10 protein-coding genes and 1 pseudogene are annotated in these 13,408 nt (G+C 40.2%); 7 read left to right on the top strand and 4 right to left on the bottom strand.

All coding sequences use genetic code 11. The features are described from left to right. Positions 1 to 93: 93 nt before the first annotated feature. From xerD to thrC, 4 genes are all read left to right on the top strand, one after another. On the top strand, positions 94 to 1,014 hold the full coding sequence (gene xerD, locus IO68_RS27415; RefSeq protein ID WP_023013643.1) for a site-specific tyrosine recombinase XerD: 921 nt from the start codon (positions 94 to 96) through the stop codon (positions 1,012 to 1,014). A 133-nt stretch (positions 1,015 to 1,147) separates the two neighbouring features. Then, positions 1,148 to 1,963 carry a DsbC family protein gene (locus tag IO68_RS27410; RefSeq protein WP_004876357.1) on the top strand — a complete coding sequence of 272 codons (816 nt, stop codon included), beginning with the start codon at positions 1,148 to 1,150 and terminating at the stop codon, positions 1,961 to 1,963. A gap of 128 nt (positions 1,964 to 2,091) precedes the next feature. Further along, the gene (locus tag IO68_RS27405) at positions 2,092 to 3,393 is read left to right on the top strand and encodes a homoserine dehydrogenase (protein ID WP_004876356.1); all 1,302 of its coding nucleotides are present in this window, start codon (positions 2,092 to 2,094) and stop codon (positions 3,391 to 3,393) included. A gap of 58 nt (positions 3,394 to 3,451) precedes the next feature. Further along, positions 3,452 to 4,591 (top strand): threonine synthase, encoded by a 1,140-nt coding sequence (thrC, locus tag IO68_RS27400; RefSeq protein WP_004656353.1) that lies wholly within the window; start codon positions 3,452 to 3,454, stop codon positions 4,589 to 4,591. Between the two features lie 198 nt (positions 4,592 to 4,789). On the opposite strand, the pseudogene IO68_RS27395 reads toward thrC, so the two are convergent. Continuing rightward, positions 4,790 to 5,284, bottom strand: a pseudogene (locus IO68_RS27395) (hypothetical protein); the annotation flags it as partial. A 248-nt stretch (positions 5,285 to 5,532) separates the two neighbouring features. Further along, positions 5,533 to 6,597 (bottom strand): D-alanyl-D-alanine endopeptidase PBP7/8, encoded by a 1,065-nt coding sequence (gene pbpG, locus IO68_RS27390; protein ID WP_136458766.1) that lies wholly within the window; start codon positions 6,595 to 6,597, stop codon positions 5,533 to 5,535. 211 nt (positions 6,598 to 6,808) lie between these two features. Here pbpG and IO68_RS27385 point away from each other — a divergent pair, with 211 nt between their 5' ends. From IO68_RS27385 to IO68_RS27375, 3 genes are read left to right on the top strand one after another with little or no spacing between them, the layout of a single operon-like run. Then, positions 6,809 to 7,444: a response regulator gene (locus IO68_RS27385; RefSeq protein ID WP_004876352.1), complete on the top strand. Its 636-nt coding sequence runs from the start codon at positions 6,809 to 6,811 to the stop codon at positions 7,442 to 7,444. Between the two features lie 14 nt (positions 7,445 to 7,458). Further along, a complete protein-coding gene (locus tag IO68_RS27380) occupies positions 7,459 to 9,024 on the top strand; it encodes a sensor histidine kinase (RefSeq protein WP_023013641.1) in 1,566 nt (521 codons plus the stop codon). Positions 9,025 to 9,046: 22 nt separating this feature from the next. After that, a complete protein-coding gene (locus IO68_RS27375; protein WP_007480198.1) occupies positions 9,047 to 10,477 on the top strand; it encodes a sigma-54-dependent transcriptional regulator in 1,431 nt (476 codons plus the stop codon). A gap of 35 nt (positions 10,478 to 10,512) precedes the next feature. On the opposite strand, the gene IO68_RS27370 is transcribed toward IO68_RS27375, so the two are convergent. Next, positions 10,513 to 11,688 carry a S41 family peptidase gene (locus IO68_RS27370; RefSeq protein ID WP_023013640.1) on the bottom strand — a complete coding sequence of 392 codons (1,176 nt, stop codon included), beginning with the start codon at positions 11,686 to 11,688 and terminating at the stop codon, positions 10,513 to 10,515. A gap of 80 nt (positions 11,689 to 11,768) precedes the next feature. Then, the gene (gpmI, locus tag IO68_RS27365) at positions 11,769 to 13,319 is read right to left on the bottom strand and encodes a 2,3-bisphosphoglycerate-independent phosphoglycerate mutase (protein WP_023013639.1); all 1,551 of its coding nucleotides are present in this window, start codon (positions 13,317 to 13,319) and stop codon (positions 11,769 to 11,771) included. Positions 13,320 to 13,408: the final 89 nt, after the last annotated feature.

Raw genomic sequence — 13,408 nt, 5'->3', positions numbered from 1 at the left:
TACCAAAAACAATATCAATGGCATTTGCTTTTGTCACACATCGACAACAATTCATTTTTCTTTTACAGTGCTCATGAATATAGGGCATCATTTATGTTAAATAAAAAACCTCGAATCCCTTCTGCGGTTTCTATTCCCAATGATCTTAGTTTTTTGCAAGGTTTTCGCGATTATCTCGTGGCTCAGACAGTGAGCCCACATACCCGTAATGCCTATTTATCTGATCTGATTCAATGTAGTGAGTTACATAAAAGTCAAACCTTGCCAGAATGGTCAAGTGAAGATATTGCTGATGTTCTGATTGCGCTCACTAAAGCAGGAAAAAGCCCTCGTTCTATTGCACGTTGTTTATCTGCCCTACGCCAATTTTATAAATTTCTAAGAGAACAAGGTATTCGGGATGACAATCCCGTTGCCACTCATCGATCACCTAAAATTGGTCGTGCGCTTCCTAAAGATTTATCTGAGCAAGATGTAGAAGCACTGATCAACGCACCAGATATTAATACAGTGTTGGGGCTACGAGATCGTGCCATGCTAGAGGTTTTATATGCTTGTGGACTACGTGTCTCTGAATTACTTAATCTACGTTTAGAACTGATCAATTTAAAACAAGGTTTTCTTCGTATTACAGGTAAAGGCAACAAAGAGCGCCTTGTTCCTTTAGGTCAATATGCCTGTGATTGGATTGAAAAATATTTAGCAGACTCACGACCACAACTTTATAAAAGTAGTACTGATTATCTGTTTTTGACTCAACATGGCGGGATTATGAGTCGACAAAATTTTTGGTATGCGATTAAGCGTTATGCTTTACAAGCAAATATCCAAGCAGAATTGTCTCCACATACCTTGCGTCATGCATTTGCAACTCATTTACTTAATCATGGTGCTGATTTACGTGTTGTACAAATGCTACTTGGTCACAGCGACTTATCTACCACACAAATTTATACCCATGTTGCTCAACATCGTATGCAAGAATTACACACCAAATACCATCCACGTGGCTAAAATGACCTTTTATCTTAGAAAAAGATAAAACATGATTTCGTTCACAGTCACTATGCAAGATTTAACGAAGTCATTTCATTTTTTTGCTATGCTTAGCCCCTTACACACATGAATACGTACAAAAAGGTTCTTTATGTTGTTTACTCGATCTCAGCTTGTAATTGCTTGCACATTAGCATCGACATTACTCCTAAGTGCCTGCTCTAAAGAAGATGCCGCACAAAAACAAGATGCTCTTACAGCAACAGCACCCGCAACAGGTGAAGCATCAACATTAAGCGAACGCAATGCACAACAACGTTTAGTTTCAACTTTAGAAAAGAATTTTAAAACAGCGAATATCAACGCCAAAATTATTACAATCAAAAAAACTGAGGTTCCAAACCTATTTTGGATCAGCTTAGAAGGTATGGGATCAGTCTACGCTACTGCTGATGGCAAATATATTATCCAAGGTGATGTCATCCGTTTAGGTGACAAACAACTACATAATGTCAGTGAAGCACTACAAGCCACTGAAAATAAAAAGCACTTAGCTGCACTGAAAAATGAAGATTTAATTGTTTATCCTGCCAAGGATGGCAAAGCAAAACATGTCATTTATGTATTTACCGATTCAAGCTGCCCTTATTGCCATAAACTCCATGAACACTTAGGTGAAATTACCGCAAAAGGGATTGAAGTTCGTTATATCGCTTGGCCACGTGGTGAACAATTCATGCCAACCATGCAAGCAATTTGGTGTAGTGAAGATCGCAAAGCTGCATTCGATCAAGCTGCTCAAGGCTTACCAGTGTTAGCGAATGAATGTAAAAACCCTGTACGTGAACAATATCAGCTTGGTTTAAACATGGGTGTGAATGGTACGCCAGCAATTTACAATGTCGATGGTGAATATTTAGGTGGTTATATGACACCTGATGAAATCGTTCAACGCTTAAACAAATAACCCCTCTCATCTTCTTTCAAAATAACGACTAGGGCGACAGATTAAAGATCATCTTAGCCCTAGTGTCTGCGCACTTTTTTAGCTATGATCAAGCTTCATTAAAACGATTGAATAAAATGGAGTGTGACGTGAAACCAGTTCGTCTGGCGATACTCGGTCTTGGTACTGTAGGTGGTGGAGCCCTTAAATTACTACAAGAAAATGCTGCTGAAATTAAACGCCGTACCGGTCGAGAAATTCAAATTACACACGTAGGCACTCGCCGTCCACGTCCAGATCTACAACTCGATGGAATTAAACAAAGCGCTGATATGATGGACATCGTCCGTCAACCTGATGTTGATGTAGTGGTTGAAGTTATGGGTGGCATTCACCCAGCTTATGAAATCATCATGGAAGCGATTAAGCACGGCAAACAAGTCGTGACTGCCAATAAGGCTTTGCTTGCTGAGCACGGTAACGAACTTTTCAAAGCAGCCGAAGACAATGATGTACAAATCGCCTATGAAGCAGCGGTTGCAGGCGGGATTCCTATTATTAAAGTCATCCGTGAAGGTCTTGCAGCAAACCATATCGAATGGCTTGCAGGCATCATCAACGGCACAGGTAACTTTATCCTGACTGAAATGCGTGAGAAAGGGCGTGCATTTGACGATGTCCTTAAAGAAGCACAAGAACTTGGCTATGCAGAAGCTGATCCAACCTTTGATGTTGAAGGCATTGATGCTGCTCACAAATTAACGATTTTGGCTTCATGTGCTTTCGGTATTCCTCTTCAATTCGACAAGGTCTACACTGAAGGCATCAGCAAAATTACAGCACAAGATGTGAAGTATGCTGAAGAATTAGGTTTCCGAATCAAGCATCTCGGTATTGCACGTCGCGCTGAAAAAGGTATCGAACTTCGCGTACATCCTACTTTAATTCCTGATGAACAACTCATTGCAAATGTGAACGGCGTTAAGAATGCCGTACTTGTTCAAGCCAATGCCGTAGGCCCAACATTGTATTACGGTGCTGGTGCTGGTGCTGGTCCAACTGCATCCGCTGTTGTTGCTGATGTTATTGATATTGTGCGTGATATTTCATATACCGAAGACGGTGCTGGTACAATTCCTCAGCTTGCCTTTGAAGCACTGACCAATATGCCAATTCTCAGTCGTGAAGAAATGACGACTGGATACTACATCCGCTTAAATGCTGAAGATCAAACAGGTGTATTAGCTGATGTAACGACGATTCTCAGTCGCGCAGGCATTAGCATTGATGCCATCATGCAACAATCTCGTCTCAAAGATTTGATTCCTATCGTGATCTTAACGGATCCAATTGTGGAATCAAAAATGGATGAAGCATTAGCACAAATTCAAGCATTACCTGCAATTCGTGGCGAAATCGTAAGAATTCGTTTAGAATCGCTCGATAGTTAATCAGGTTGAGGGAAAATGACTTCCCTCACCCCGCTCTACCTCATATTGGAACACCATCATGTCGAATGCCAATCGTTATACTGGTCTTGTAGATCGTTATCGTGACCGTTTACCTGTGTCTGCAACTACACGTGCAATTTCTTTAGGTGAAGGTAATACTCCACTGATTAAACTAGAAAACATTCCACGTATTATTGGCAAAAATGTTGAAATCTATGTGAAATACGAAGGTCTAAACCCAACAGGTTCATTTAAAGACCGTGGTATGACAATGGCTGTGACAAAAGCAGTTGAGGAAGGTTCTAAAGCGATTATCTGTGCATCTACAGGTAATACTTCAGCTGCGGCAGCAGCTTATGCTGCTCGTGCAGGTATTAAAGCATTCGTGTTGATCCCAGAAGGCAAAATTGCCATGGGTAAAATGGCACAAGCAATGATGTATGGTGCGATCACAATGCAAATTCGTGGTAACTTCGATGATGGCATGCGTCTAGTCAAAGAAGTTGCAGACCAAGCGCCTGTAACCATCGTTAACTCGATCAACCCTTACCGTTTGCAAGGTCAAAAAACTATTGCTTATGAAATCGTAGAAGCATTAGGTCGTGCACCTGATTACCACTGCTTGCCTGTCGGTAATGCTGGTAACATTACTGCACACTGGATGGGTTATACAGAAGCTGTAGCAAACCAGCCTGCGGATCAGTTTGAACAAGTGATCTATGATGCAGCGACGGATCAATTTACTGGTCCAAAACCAGAAGGCTTACCAACAATGGTTGGTTATCAAGCTTCTGGTGCCGCACCTTTCTTACGTGGCGCACCTGTTGAAAACCCAGAAACTGTTGCAACAGCGATTCGTATTGGTAATCCACAAAGCTGGAACCATGCAAAAGCAGTTGTACGTGACTCTAAAGGTTGGTTTGATGAACTTCAAGATAGCGAAATTTTAGAAGCACAACGTTTACTGTCTATGTATGAAGGCGTATTTGTAGAGCCGGCTTCAGCTGCTTCTATCGGTGGTGCTATCCGTGATATCAAAGCAGGTAAAATTGCTGAAGGTTCAGTCATAGTATGTACGGTTACAGGTAATGGATTAAAAGATCCTGATACTGCAATCAAGCAATGTGCTGATGCCGTAATGTTGTCTATTGATGCAACGATGGATCAAGTGAAAGATTCTATTCTTTCTAATATGTAAGCTATCTTTGATACATCAAAAAAAACCTGCTACGGCAGGTTTTTTTATCTTTAAGCTTCAGGATTCTTTATTCATTTCATCAAACAGTTCAGCTCGCTGTTCATCGCTTAAATCCAATTCTTCGGCCAAATCCTGAATCAATTCTTCAACAAAAGCTTCAGCATCAAAGTCCTCATCCTCTTCTTCTCCCCAGTCATCTTCATGATAGCTATACTGCTTGGCCAGTTCGTTTTCAATCGTTTGTATTTCTTCTAAACTAATTTCTTTATTTCAAATAAAGGCTGTTTGAGCAAAGGATTAACAGCATATAACCCCTCTTCCTCCCAACCCTGAAGAATGGTTAATGTTTGGCTTTTATTATTATATTTTAATGCCTTACTATTTTTTATTAAGGCTTGTAATAATACAGGTTGTTACGATAAATCTTCAAGTGAACCCTTAAGCTGGATATCCTCATAATCATAATCTGCAAAAATAGTTCTGACATTACTTTTTAATTGCTCGGGCTGATCTGCATCAAACAATGATTCAACCTCATAGAGTGCAAAATCACGCACCCCATTGATTTCTAGTTGCTTATAGGCCGTTTCCGCTTGCTCTTTATCTTGAAAAACTTTGTTAATACGGTTCTGATACATAAAAAACTTCATCGTTGTAGCCAAAGTATTTTTCACGAATCACATAGGTGCTCATGTTGTTCCCCTAATTTATTGATCACTGACTTGTTTATTTTTTTTTGATGTAAACTTAAGCACTGAAAGATCAGCGTTCTTGATTCACAACATCATATGAGAAGTCACCACTTCTGCTTGTGCCTTAACACTAACCGATTTTAATTATTAAAACGAATATAATTTATTGATATATGACAAGTTATGTCGTTTTATTTAAGCATAAAAAAACTCTTCGTAACGAAGAGTTTTTGAATCGAATTAAGCGTATTAAATACGTTTTGGCAATGTCGCAACCCAGTTCAGTAAGTTAGTTGCATCGTTGGTACGTGCTTGAGAGCTCGATGCACCAAGTAGCACGACAACAGCTGGACGAGAATTCACAGTGGTATGCATCACTACACAACGTCCCGCTTCATTGATAAAACCTGTTTTTGACAAGTTAATATTCCAACCACCATTACGAACCAAGGCATTCGTGTTATTCGATTTAAGAACACGATAACCCAAATTAAAATCATAAGTTGGTGTCGTAGAGAACTGACGAATTAAACCATATTGTGAAGCCGTACTTACAAGAATACCTAAATCACGTGCTGAAGATACATTATGTGGATCCAAACCAGTCGACTCAGCATAACGAGTCGAATTCATGCCTAATTGTTTTGCTTTCGCATTCATTGCTGCAACGAACGCAGAACGACCACCTGGATATGTGCGAGCCAAGGCAGCAGCAGCAGGATTTTCAGACTTCATTAAAGCAAACAATAACAGCTCTGCACGATTCATCGTGTCACCCACTCGTAATGTCGAGCTTGAGTTTTTGCCACCAGCACCTGCAAAGTCGATTGAATCAAGTGTGATCTCTTCAGACATATTCAAACGTGCATCAGCAGTAACCACAGCCGTCATGAGCTTAGTAATCGAAGCAATCGGCACAGACATATTACTATTCTTGCTGAATAGCACCTCACCTGTCTGCGCGTCCATCACCAACGCAGAACGTGCATTAACTGATGGCTGACTAGTCGAACCAAAGGTATCGCGAATCTGTACGCTTTTCTGCGGCGTAGCAGAAGAGGTAATTGTCGCAGAACCGCCATTACGTAAGGTTGTAGTAACCGACGTTGAACCTTGAGGGCTAATTTCTGTTTCATCATCATCCATTAACTGGCTAGCATCACTTGCTGACCAACTAATCGATGCAGACGAAGCGCCCACACTCGAAGCTGCCGAATTGTTGTTAACAACTAAATCAGCAAAGCTTGTTGAACTCCAAGCCAACAAGATAGACATGCTTAGAACATGCATGACAGATTTTTTAGAATTTTTCACGACACAATACTCAACTCAGGACGCTGCACATTTGCGCTTACTATCATTATGCCTTACATTTGAACAAATCGGGTAAAGCATTTATAGACACAATTGTGTACAACTATTCTCTAATGATGAAGAATAGGATTGCTAATTTTGTCGTTTCATTGCAAGCTAATTTTGCTTTATGTAACAAAAAACCAGTTTTTTGGAAAAAAAGGAGGTCTTCTTGATCACTGTTCTTGTTGTTGATGATCATGAACTCGTACGCACAGGCATTTGCCGTATGCTAGAAGACCATCCAGATGTTGATGTTGTCGGACAAGCAGAGTCTGGAGAAGAAGCAATTGCGTTAGTACGTCAACTTCATCCACAAGTCGTACTGCTTGATGTAAATATGCCTGGGATTGGGGGGGTAGAAACGACGCGCCGCTTGTTACAAACTGCACCCGAAACCAAGGTCATTGCTGTTAGTGGCTTAGCAGAAGAACCCTATCCCTCATTATTACTAAAAGCAGGTGCTAAAGGCTATATCACTAAAGGTGCGCCTATTGCAGAAATGGTTCGTGCAATTAATAAAGTGATGCAGGGTGGGAAATATTTTAGTGCAGATATTGCAGAGCAACTTGCTAGCTCATATCTCTCTGATACTCAACAATCGCCTTTTGATGCACTTTCAGAGCGTGAAATGCAAGTGGCCATGATGGTGGTTAACTGTATTAGTGCCCAAGAGATCGCTGATAAATTATTTGTAAGTGTAAAAACCGTAAATACCTATCGTTATCGTATTTTCGAAAAATTGGCAATTGATAGCGATGTCAAATTGACCCATCTTGCGATTCGATATGGACTGATTAAACCTTAATAAAGTGATCGCCTATGTTGGGAAAAATCGCTTCTTCTGTATCACAAACAGTCTATCGGCTGGGAATTTGGTATAGCGGCTATAGACTGATTATTTCAGTCAGTCTTTTGCTTATTTATATGCTCACGGCTGAGCAACTAGCCACCAACTATGACTATCCTTTTTTATATTTTTACACGCTGGTTTGCTATATCGCACTGAATATTTTCCAGCTTTTTTTGCTCCAAGTTCTGCCAATACAAACGTCTAAACAGCTAATTTTTATCTTCCTTGTAGATGTGATTTGCTTAAGCTTAATCACGTTCTCCTCAGGTGGTCCTAATCTCCAACTTAGTCTGTTGTATGTCATTATTATTTTCTCCTCTGCTATTTTATTAAATGCCCAACTTTCCCTAATTATCACGCTATTCGCAGTGATTATGGTGGTTTATCAACGCTTCCTTGGTAACTTTTTTGATTACAATAACTTAAATCATTTAGGCAATAGCATTTTCCTTGCCTTTCTATTCTTTGTCGTTCATTCAATTGGGCGAATTGCAGTTCAACGTTTTAAGATTTTAGAAACCCTAACCTTTCATCAATCCATTGAAATTCATCAACTACAAAATATCAATCGTTATATTCTCGAACAGATTGAAGATGGTTACTTGGTCTTAGACGAAAGCAATCATATTGTGTTGACCAACCCTGCTGCCAATACGCTATTAGGCATTAATGTCCCTGTTTCTCAAGAAAAAACGCCATTAATTAAATGGCAACCTGATTTATTTGAGCTGATCAAATTCAGTGAGTTAGAAGATGGGGAAGAATTTACCTTTGAATCACAGCAAAGCCCATATACCGTCAATGTTCGCGTGAAGCATCTGGTTGTTCCAGAACAGCCTCTTTTTTTATTGATTTTGAAAGATGCGCAGAAGCTCAATCAACAAGTACAACAATTAAAACTTGCTGCGTTAGGTCAGCTTTCAGCCAGTATTGCCCACGAAATTCGAAACCCTTTAGCTGCGATCGTTCAAGCAAATGATTTATTTAAAGACAGTGATGCTCATCAACAAGAAATGCTTTCTAAAATGATCCGCAAGCAAGCGAAACGAATCGACAGCATTATTCAAGATACTTTGGGTATGGCTCGCAATAAGCCTACTGAACCACAAATTATTCATCTCGAAGAATTCCTTGCCAGCCTATTAAATGAAGATTTGGCTGATGCAAAAGATCAAATTCAATTAAATCTACTTGAACCAGTAAATATCTTATTTGACGAAAAACAACTTCGTCAGGTGATGATCAACCTGATTCGGAACGCTCTAAGACACAATGCTGAGAATGCACAGTTCATTCAGATTAATGTCGACTTAAATAATGGGCGTACTCGCATAGATGTTGTCGATTTTGGGACAGGAGTCGCAAAACGAGATATTTCTCAACTGTTCAAGCCATTTTTTAGTACCGAAATTAAAGGAACTGGTTTAGGATTATATCTGTCTCATACTTTTTGTGAGGCAAATCATGCAAAGCTCACTTATGTAGAGCAACAACAAGGAGCATGTTTCAGGATTGAATGCTCAAAAATTCATTGATTAGATTAGGTTTTTCGGGGAAATGGCAACTAAACAACCACTCGTTCTACTCGTAGACGATGAAGAAGACTTATGTCTTTTAATGCAAATGACGCTATCTCGAATGGGGATCAAAACTCATTTAGCATATCGCGTAGAGCAAGCAAAAAAATTCTTTACTGAGTTTCAATACGATGCTTGTTTAACTGATTTAAACCTCCCAGACGGTAATGGTCTCGATTTAGTTAAACACGTCACACAAAATTATCCGAATACGCCGATTGCAGTCCTTACGGCTTATGGCAATATGGATACGGCGATTGCAGCACTGAAAGCAGGTGCTTTTGACTTTGTCAGTAAACCGGTCAATCAAACCCATTTAGATCAGCTCATTCAAAAAGCTTTAAATCGACCGCAACCTGAGCAAGAAGCTGCTGAAACAGCCTTAGAAAATAAGCTCTTGATTGGACGTTCTGCTCCTATTCAACAATTGCGTATTGCATTAAAGAAAATCGCCCGTTCACAAGCGCCTGTTTTCATTACAGGTGAATCGGGAACAGGGAAAGAAGTCGTTGCAAACCTTGTGCATCGTTTAAGCAACCGCAGTGAAGGTCCTTTTATCGCAATTAACTGTGGTGCTATTCCAACAGAGCTCATGGAAAGTGAGTTATTTGGGCATAAAAAAGGTAGCTTTACTGGTGCAACCCAAGATAAACAAGGGTTAATTTTATCAGCACATGGTGGTAGTTTATTTCTAGATGAAATTGCTGAACTGCCATTAAGTATGCAAGTAAAACTCTTACGTGCCGTGCAGGAGAAAAAAATTCGCCCTGTTGGATCTGATCAAGAGATTGATGTTGATTTCCGCGTGATTAGTGCCAGCCATCAAGACTTAGAATTACTTGTGCAGCAAGGGCGTTTTAGACAGGACTTATTCTTCCGTATCCATGTCATGGATATTGTTCTGCCTCCGTTACGTGAACGCGGCCAAGATATCTTGTTATTGGCAAATCACTTCATTCAAAAAATTAGCCAAGAGTGGGAGCTCCCTGCAAAATCAATTTCTTCGAGAGCAGAACAGTTTTTACTACAACAGTATTTCCCAGGAAATGTGCGTGAATTACGTAACATCATCGAACGCGCCATTACCTTAAGTGATGATGAAACGATTGATCTTGCTCATTTACAAACTGCACCACTACGTAGTCCAATTCTTGCTCCTGCCGCATCACTTTCCGCGCCAGAAGAAGTTGAATATGTACAACAGAGTCCAAGCCCAACCATGAGTTCTAAAAAGCTTCCTCCAGAAGGGTTGGAACGCTATTTAGAAAATATTGAAAAAGAAGTTTTACTCAATGCATTGAATTTAACGCATTGGAATCGAACTTTAGCGGCGAAGAAACTTGGAATGACATTTAGATCATTACGTTACCGCTTGAAAAAATTTGGTTTAGATACTGAAGACGACGAATAATCATTAAAAAAAGCCCCTTTGATTAGGGGCTTTTTTTATAACTTGCTTTTCAGCGTGAACTCTGCGACATGATCCAAATAGTTATCCTCTTTTATCTCTGGAGATAAAGGATAGATTTGATTCGGCTGGATCCCTTGCCCTTCAATCATATTTCCATTGGGTGTGTAGTAGTGAGACACAGTCATTTGCAAAGCTGCACCATTCGGTAATGGGAAAAGCTTCTGAACAACGCCTTTACCATAACTATTCTCACCGATAACCCAAGCACGTTTATGTTCTTTTAATGCTGCTGTAAAAACTTCTGCGGCTGAAGCGGAACGACGATTAATCAGAATGCCAAGTTTAATTTTCTGAAACTTATTTGCTGGTAATGCCTGAAATTGCTGATCGCCTTCTGAGCGACTCTTCGTCGTAACAATAAGCCCGTCATTCAAAAACAAATCTGCGGATTCAACTGCTGCTGAAAGCAAGCCGCCAGGGTTATTTCGCAAATCCAGAACAACTGCCTTTAACTTATTTGGATTGTATTCGTCAATAATCCGTTTAATTTCATTTGCCGTATCTTGTTGAAAAACGCGAATTTTTAAGACCAACACTTGATTATGCAGCAAATCAGGTTCGATATCCGTTTCGACCTTTTTATTTCGGACTAAAATTACCGTGCTATTACTATTTTCAGGTTGTATTTGAATGGTGCTACCAATCGAACCATATAACAGCCCTTGTACTTGGTCTTGATTCAAATTTTTTAATTCTTGATTATCAATTTTGATGATGGTTTGACCATTTTTCAAACCGAGCTTATTTGAATCAGAGCCACTTTTAAGATCCTGAATCTGCCATGAACGAGTATGGTTATCATAATTGAGATTGAAATCAACAGAAGCGAGATCACCCTCTGTATATTGAATCAACTGACGGTATTCCTCAGCAGATAAATACCGAGAATAACGATCTAAGCCACCCACTAGCCCTTGAACGGCTTGTTGGAAAAGCGCTTCATCAGATTTTTTATCAACATAATTGTCTTTAACAATGCCATAAATCTGCACAAATTGCTGAATTGATTCAATCGGGACTTCAGCACTACGTGGAGCAGCCTCATCGTCCCATCCCGATGCATGTGTAATCGGTGCAGCAAAAGTGATATGTGACCAACACATCAACACACTTGCAAATAGTGCACGGTAAATGTTGTTGTGTTGAGTCATTCTTTCACCTTATTTATTTTATAAAATCTTCCTAAATCCCCCATTGGATAAGAGGGACTTTCTTATCTTACAAATAAGAACTAGGTTGATTGTAATGTAATTAAGTTTTTACCTTGCATTTCGCTTGGTACAGGAATTTGCATCAAACTCAAAAGTGTTGGAGCAACATCCGCCAATACACCACCTTCTGCAATCGTTGCCTGAGTTGGTCCGACATAAATAAAGGGTACTAACTCAGTGGTATGTTGAGTATGAACCTGACCACTATCATAGTCTTGCATTTGCTCTACGTTACCATGATCAGCCGTAATTAACATATGACCTTTGTTTGCCATCACTGCATCATAAACACGACCTAAACATGTATCGACCGTTTCGACCGCTTTTACAGCGGCATCAAAGACACCTGTATGCCCGACCATATCACCGTTTGCATAGTTCACAACGAGCAAATCAAACTCACCAGAATTAATCGCGTTCACCAGTTCATCAGTCACTTCGATTGCACTCATTTCTGGTTGTAGATCATAAGTTGCAACGTTTGGTGATGGAATTAAGATACGCTTTTCACCAGCATATTCATCTTCACGGCCACCACTAAAGAAGAACGTCACATGCGCATATTTCTCAGTTTCAGCAATACGCAATTGGGTTTTACCTAAACTAGATAGATATTCACCAATTGAGTTCTTTAAAGCTTCAGGCATATAAGCAACTGGCGCATCGATGCTCGCTTGATAACGTGTCAACATGACAAATTTAGATAAATTCGGTACAACTTTACGCTCAAAGCCAGCAAAGTCTTTTTCAACAAAAGCTCGGGTAATTTCGCGTGCGCGGTCAGCACGGAAATTCATGAAAACAACACTATCGCCATCTTGTACTTTTACAGTTTCGCCAATACGGGTTGCTTTGACAAACTCATCATTCTCTTCTGCTGCATAAGCAAGCTCTAAGCCTTCTACAGCACTGTTGGCTACACGAGTCGCTTCACCCTCTGTCATCAAACGGTAGGCTTGTTCTACGCGATCCCAACGATTATCACGATCCATTGCAAAGTAACGACCAATCATCGAAACGATACGACCTTGATTTGGATATTGTGCAAAAAGTGCATCTAGTTTTTCTAATGACGGCTTGGCACTACGAGGTGGTGTATCACGACCATCTAAGAAAGCATGTAAATAAACCGTTGCGCCACGCTTTAATGCAAGCTCACACATTGCCACAATATGATCTTCATGTGAGTGAACGCCACCTTCAGAAAGCAAGCCCATTACATGAACAACGCCATTAGCTGTTTTAGCTTTCTCTACAGCATCCACCAACACTTCATGCTCAAAGAAATCGCCTGTACGAATATCTTTAGTAATACGAGTAAAGTCCTGATAAAGCACTCGGCCTGCACCAAGGTTCATGTGTCCAACCTCGGAGTTACCCATTTGCCCATCAGGTAAACCAACATCTTCGCCGGAACCAGAGATTAAACTATTTGGATGCTTTGCTTTCATCGCAGTCAAGTTTGGTGTTTTCGCTGCTAGATACGCATTATCTTCAACTGCTTCACGATGTCCCACACCATCCATAATTACAAGAACGTGAGGAATTTTGCCAGCATTTGCATCCGTCATAATGGACTCTCTGTTTGTCTATCATTTGATCGGCATATTTTACCGAAATTTAAGCGAATTCTCTACGACCTAACTCATGGCTTTCCTCA

Origin of the sequence: Acinetobacter sp. COS3 (genome assembly GCF_000475335.1) — a bacterium.
Taxonomy (GTDB): domain Bacteria; phylum Pseudomonadota; class Gammaproteobacteria; order Pseudomonadales; family Moraxellaceae; genus Acinetobacter; species Acinetobacter venetianus.
This window is presented reverse-complemented; position numbering and strand designations above follow the sequence as displayed.

What these genes read in the sequence shown, in the direction of transcription:
- gpmI (WP_023013639.1), bottom strand. Translation starts at nt 13,319, where the DNA reads ATGACGGATGCAAATGCTGGCAAAATTCCTCACGTTCTTGTAATTATG.
- xerD (WP_023013643.1), top strand. Translation starts at nt 94, where the DNA reads ATGTTAAATAAAAAACCTCGAATCCCTTCTGCGGTTTCTATTCCCAAT.
- IO68_RS27380 (WP_023013641.1), top strand. Translation starts at nt 7,459, where the DNA reads ATGTTGGGAAAAATCGCTTCTTCTGTATCACAAACAGTCTATCGGCTG.
- IO68_RS27410 (WP_004876357.1), top strand. Translation starts at nt 1,148, where the DNA reads ATGTTGTTTACTCGATCTCAGCTTGTAATTGCTTGCACATTAGCATCG.
- IO68_RS27375 (WP_007480198.1), top strand. Translation starts at nt 9,047, where the DNA reads ATGGCAACTAAACAACCACTCGTTCTACTCGTAGACGATGAAGAAGAC.
- thrC (WP_004656353.1), top strand. Translation starts at nt 3,452, where the DNA reads ATGTCGAATGCCAATCGTTATACTGGTCTTGTAGATCGTTATCGTGAC.
- IO68_RS27370 (WP_023013640.1), bottom strand. Translation starts at nt 11,688, where the DNA reads ATGACTCAACACAACAACATTTACCGTGCACTATTTGCAAGTGTGTTG.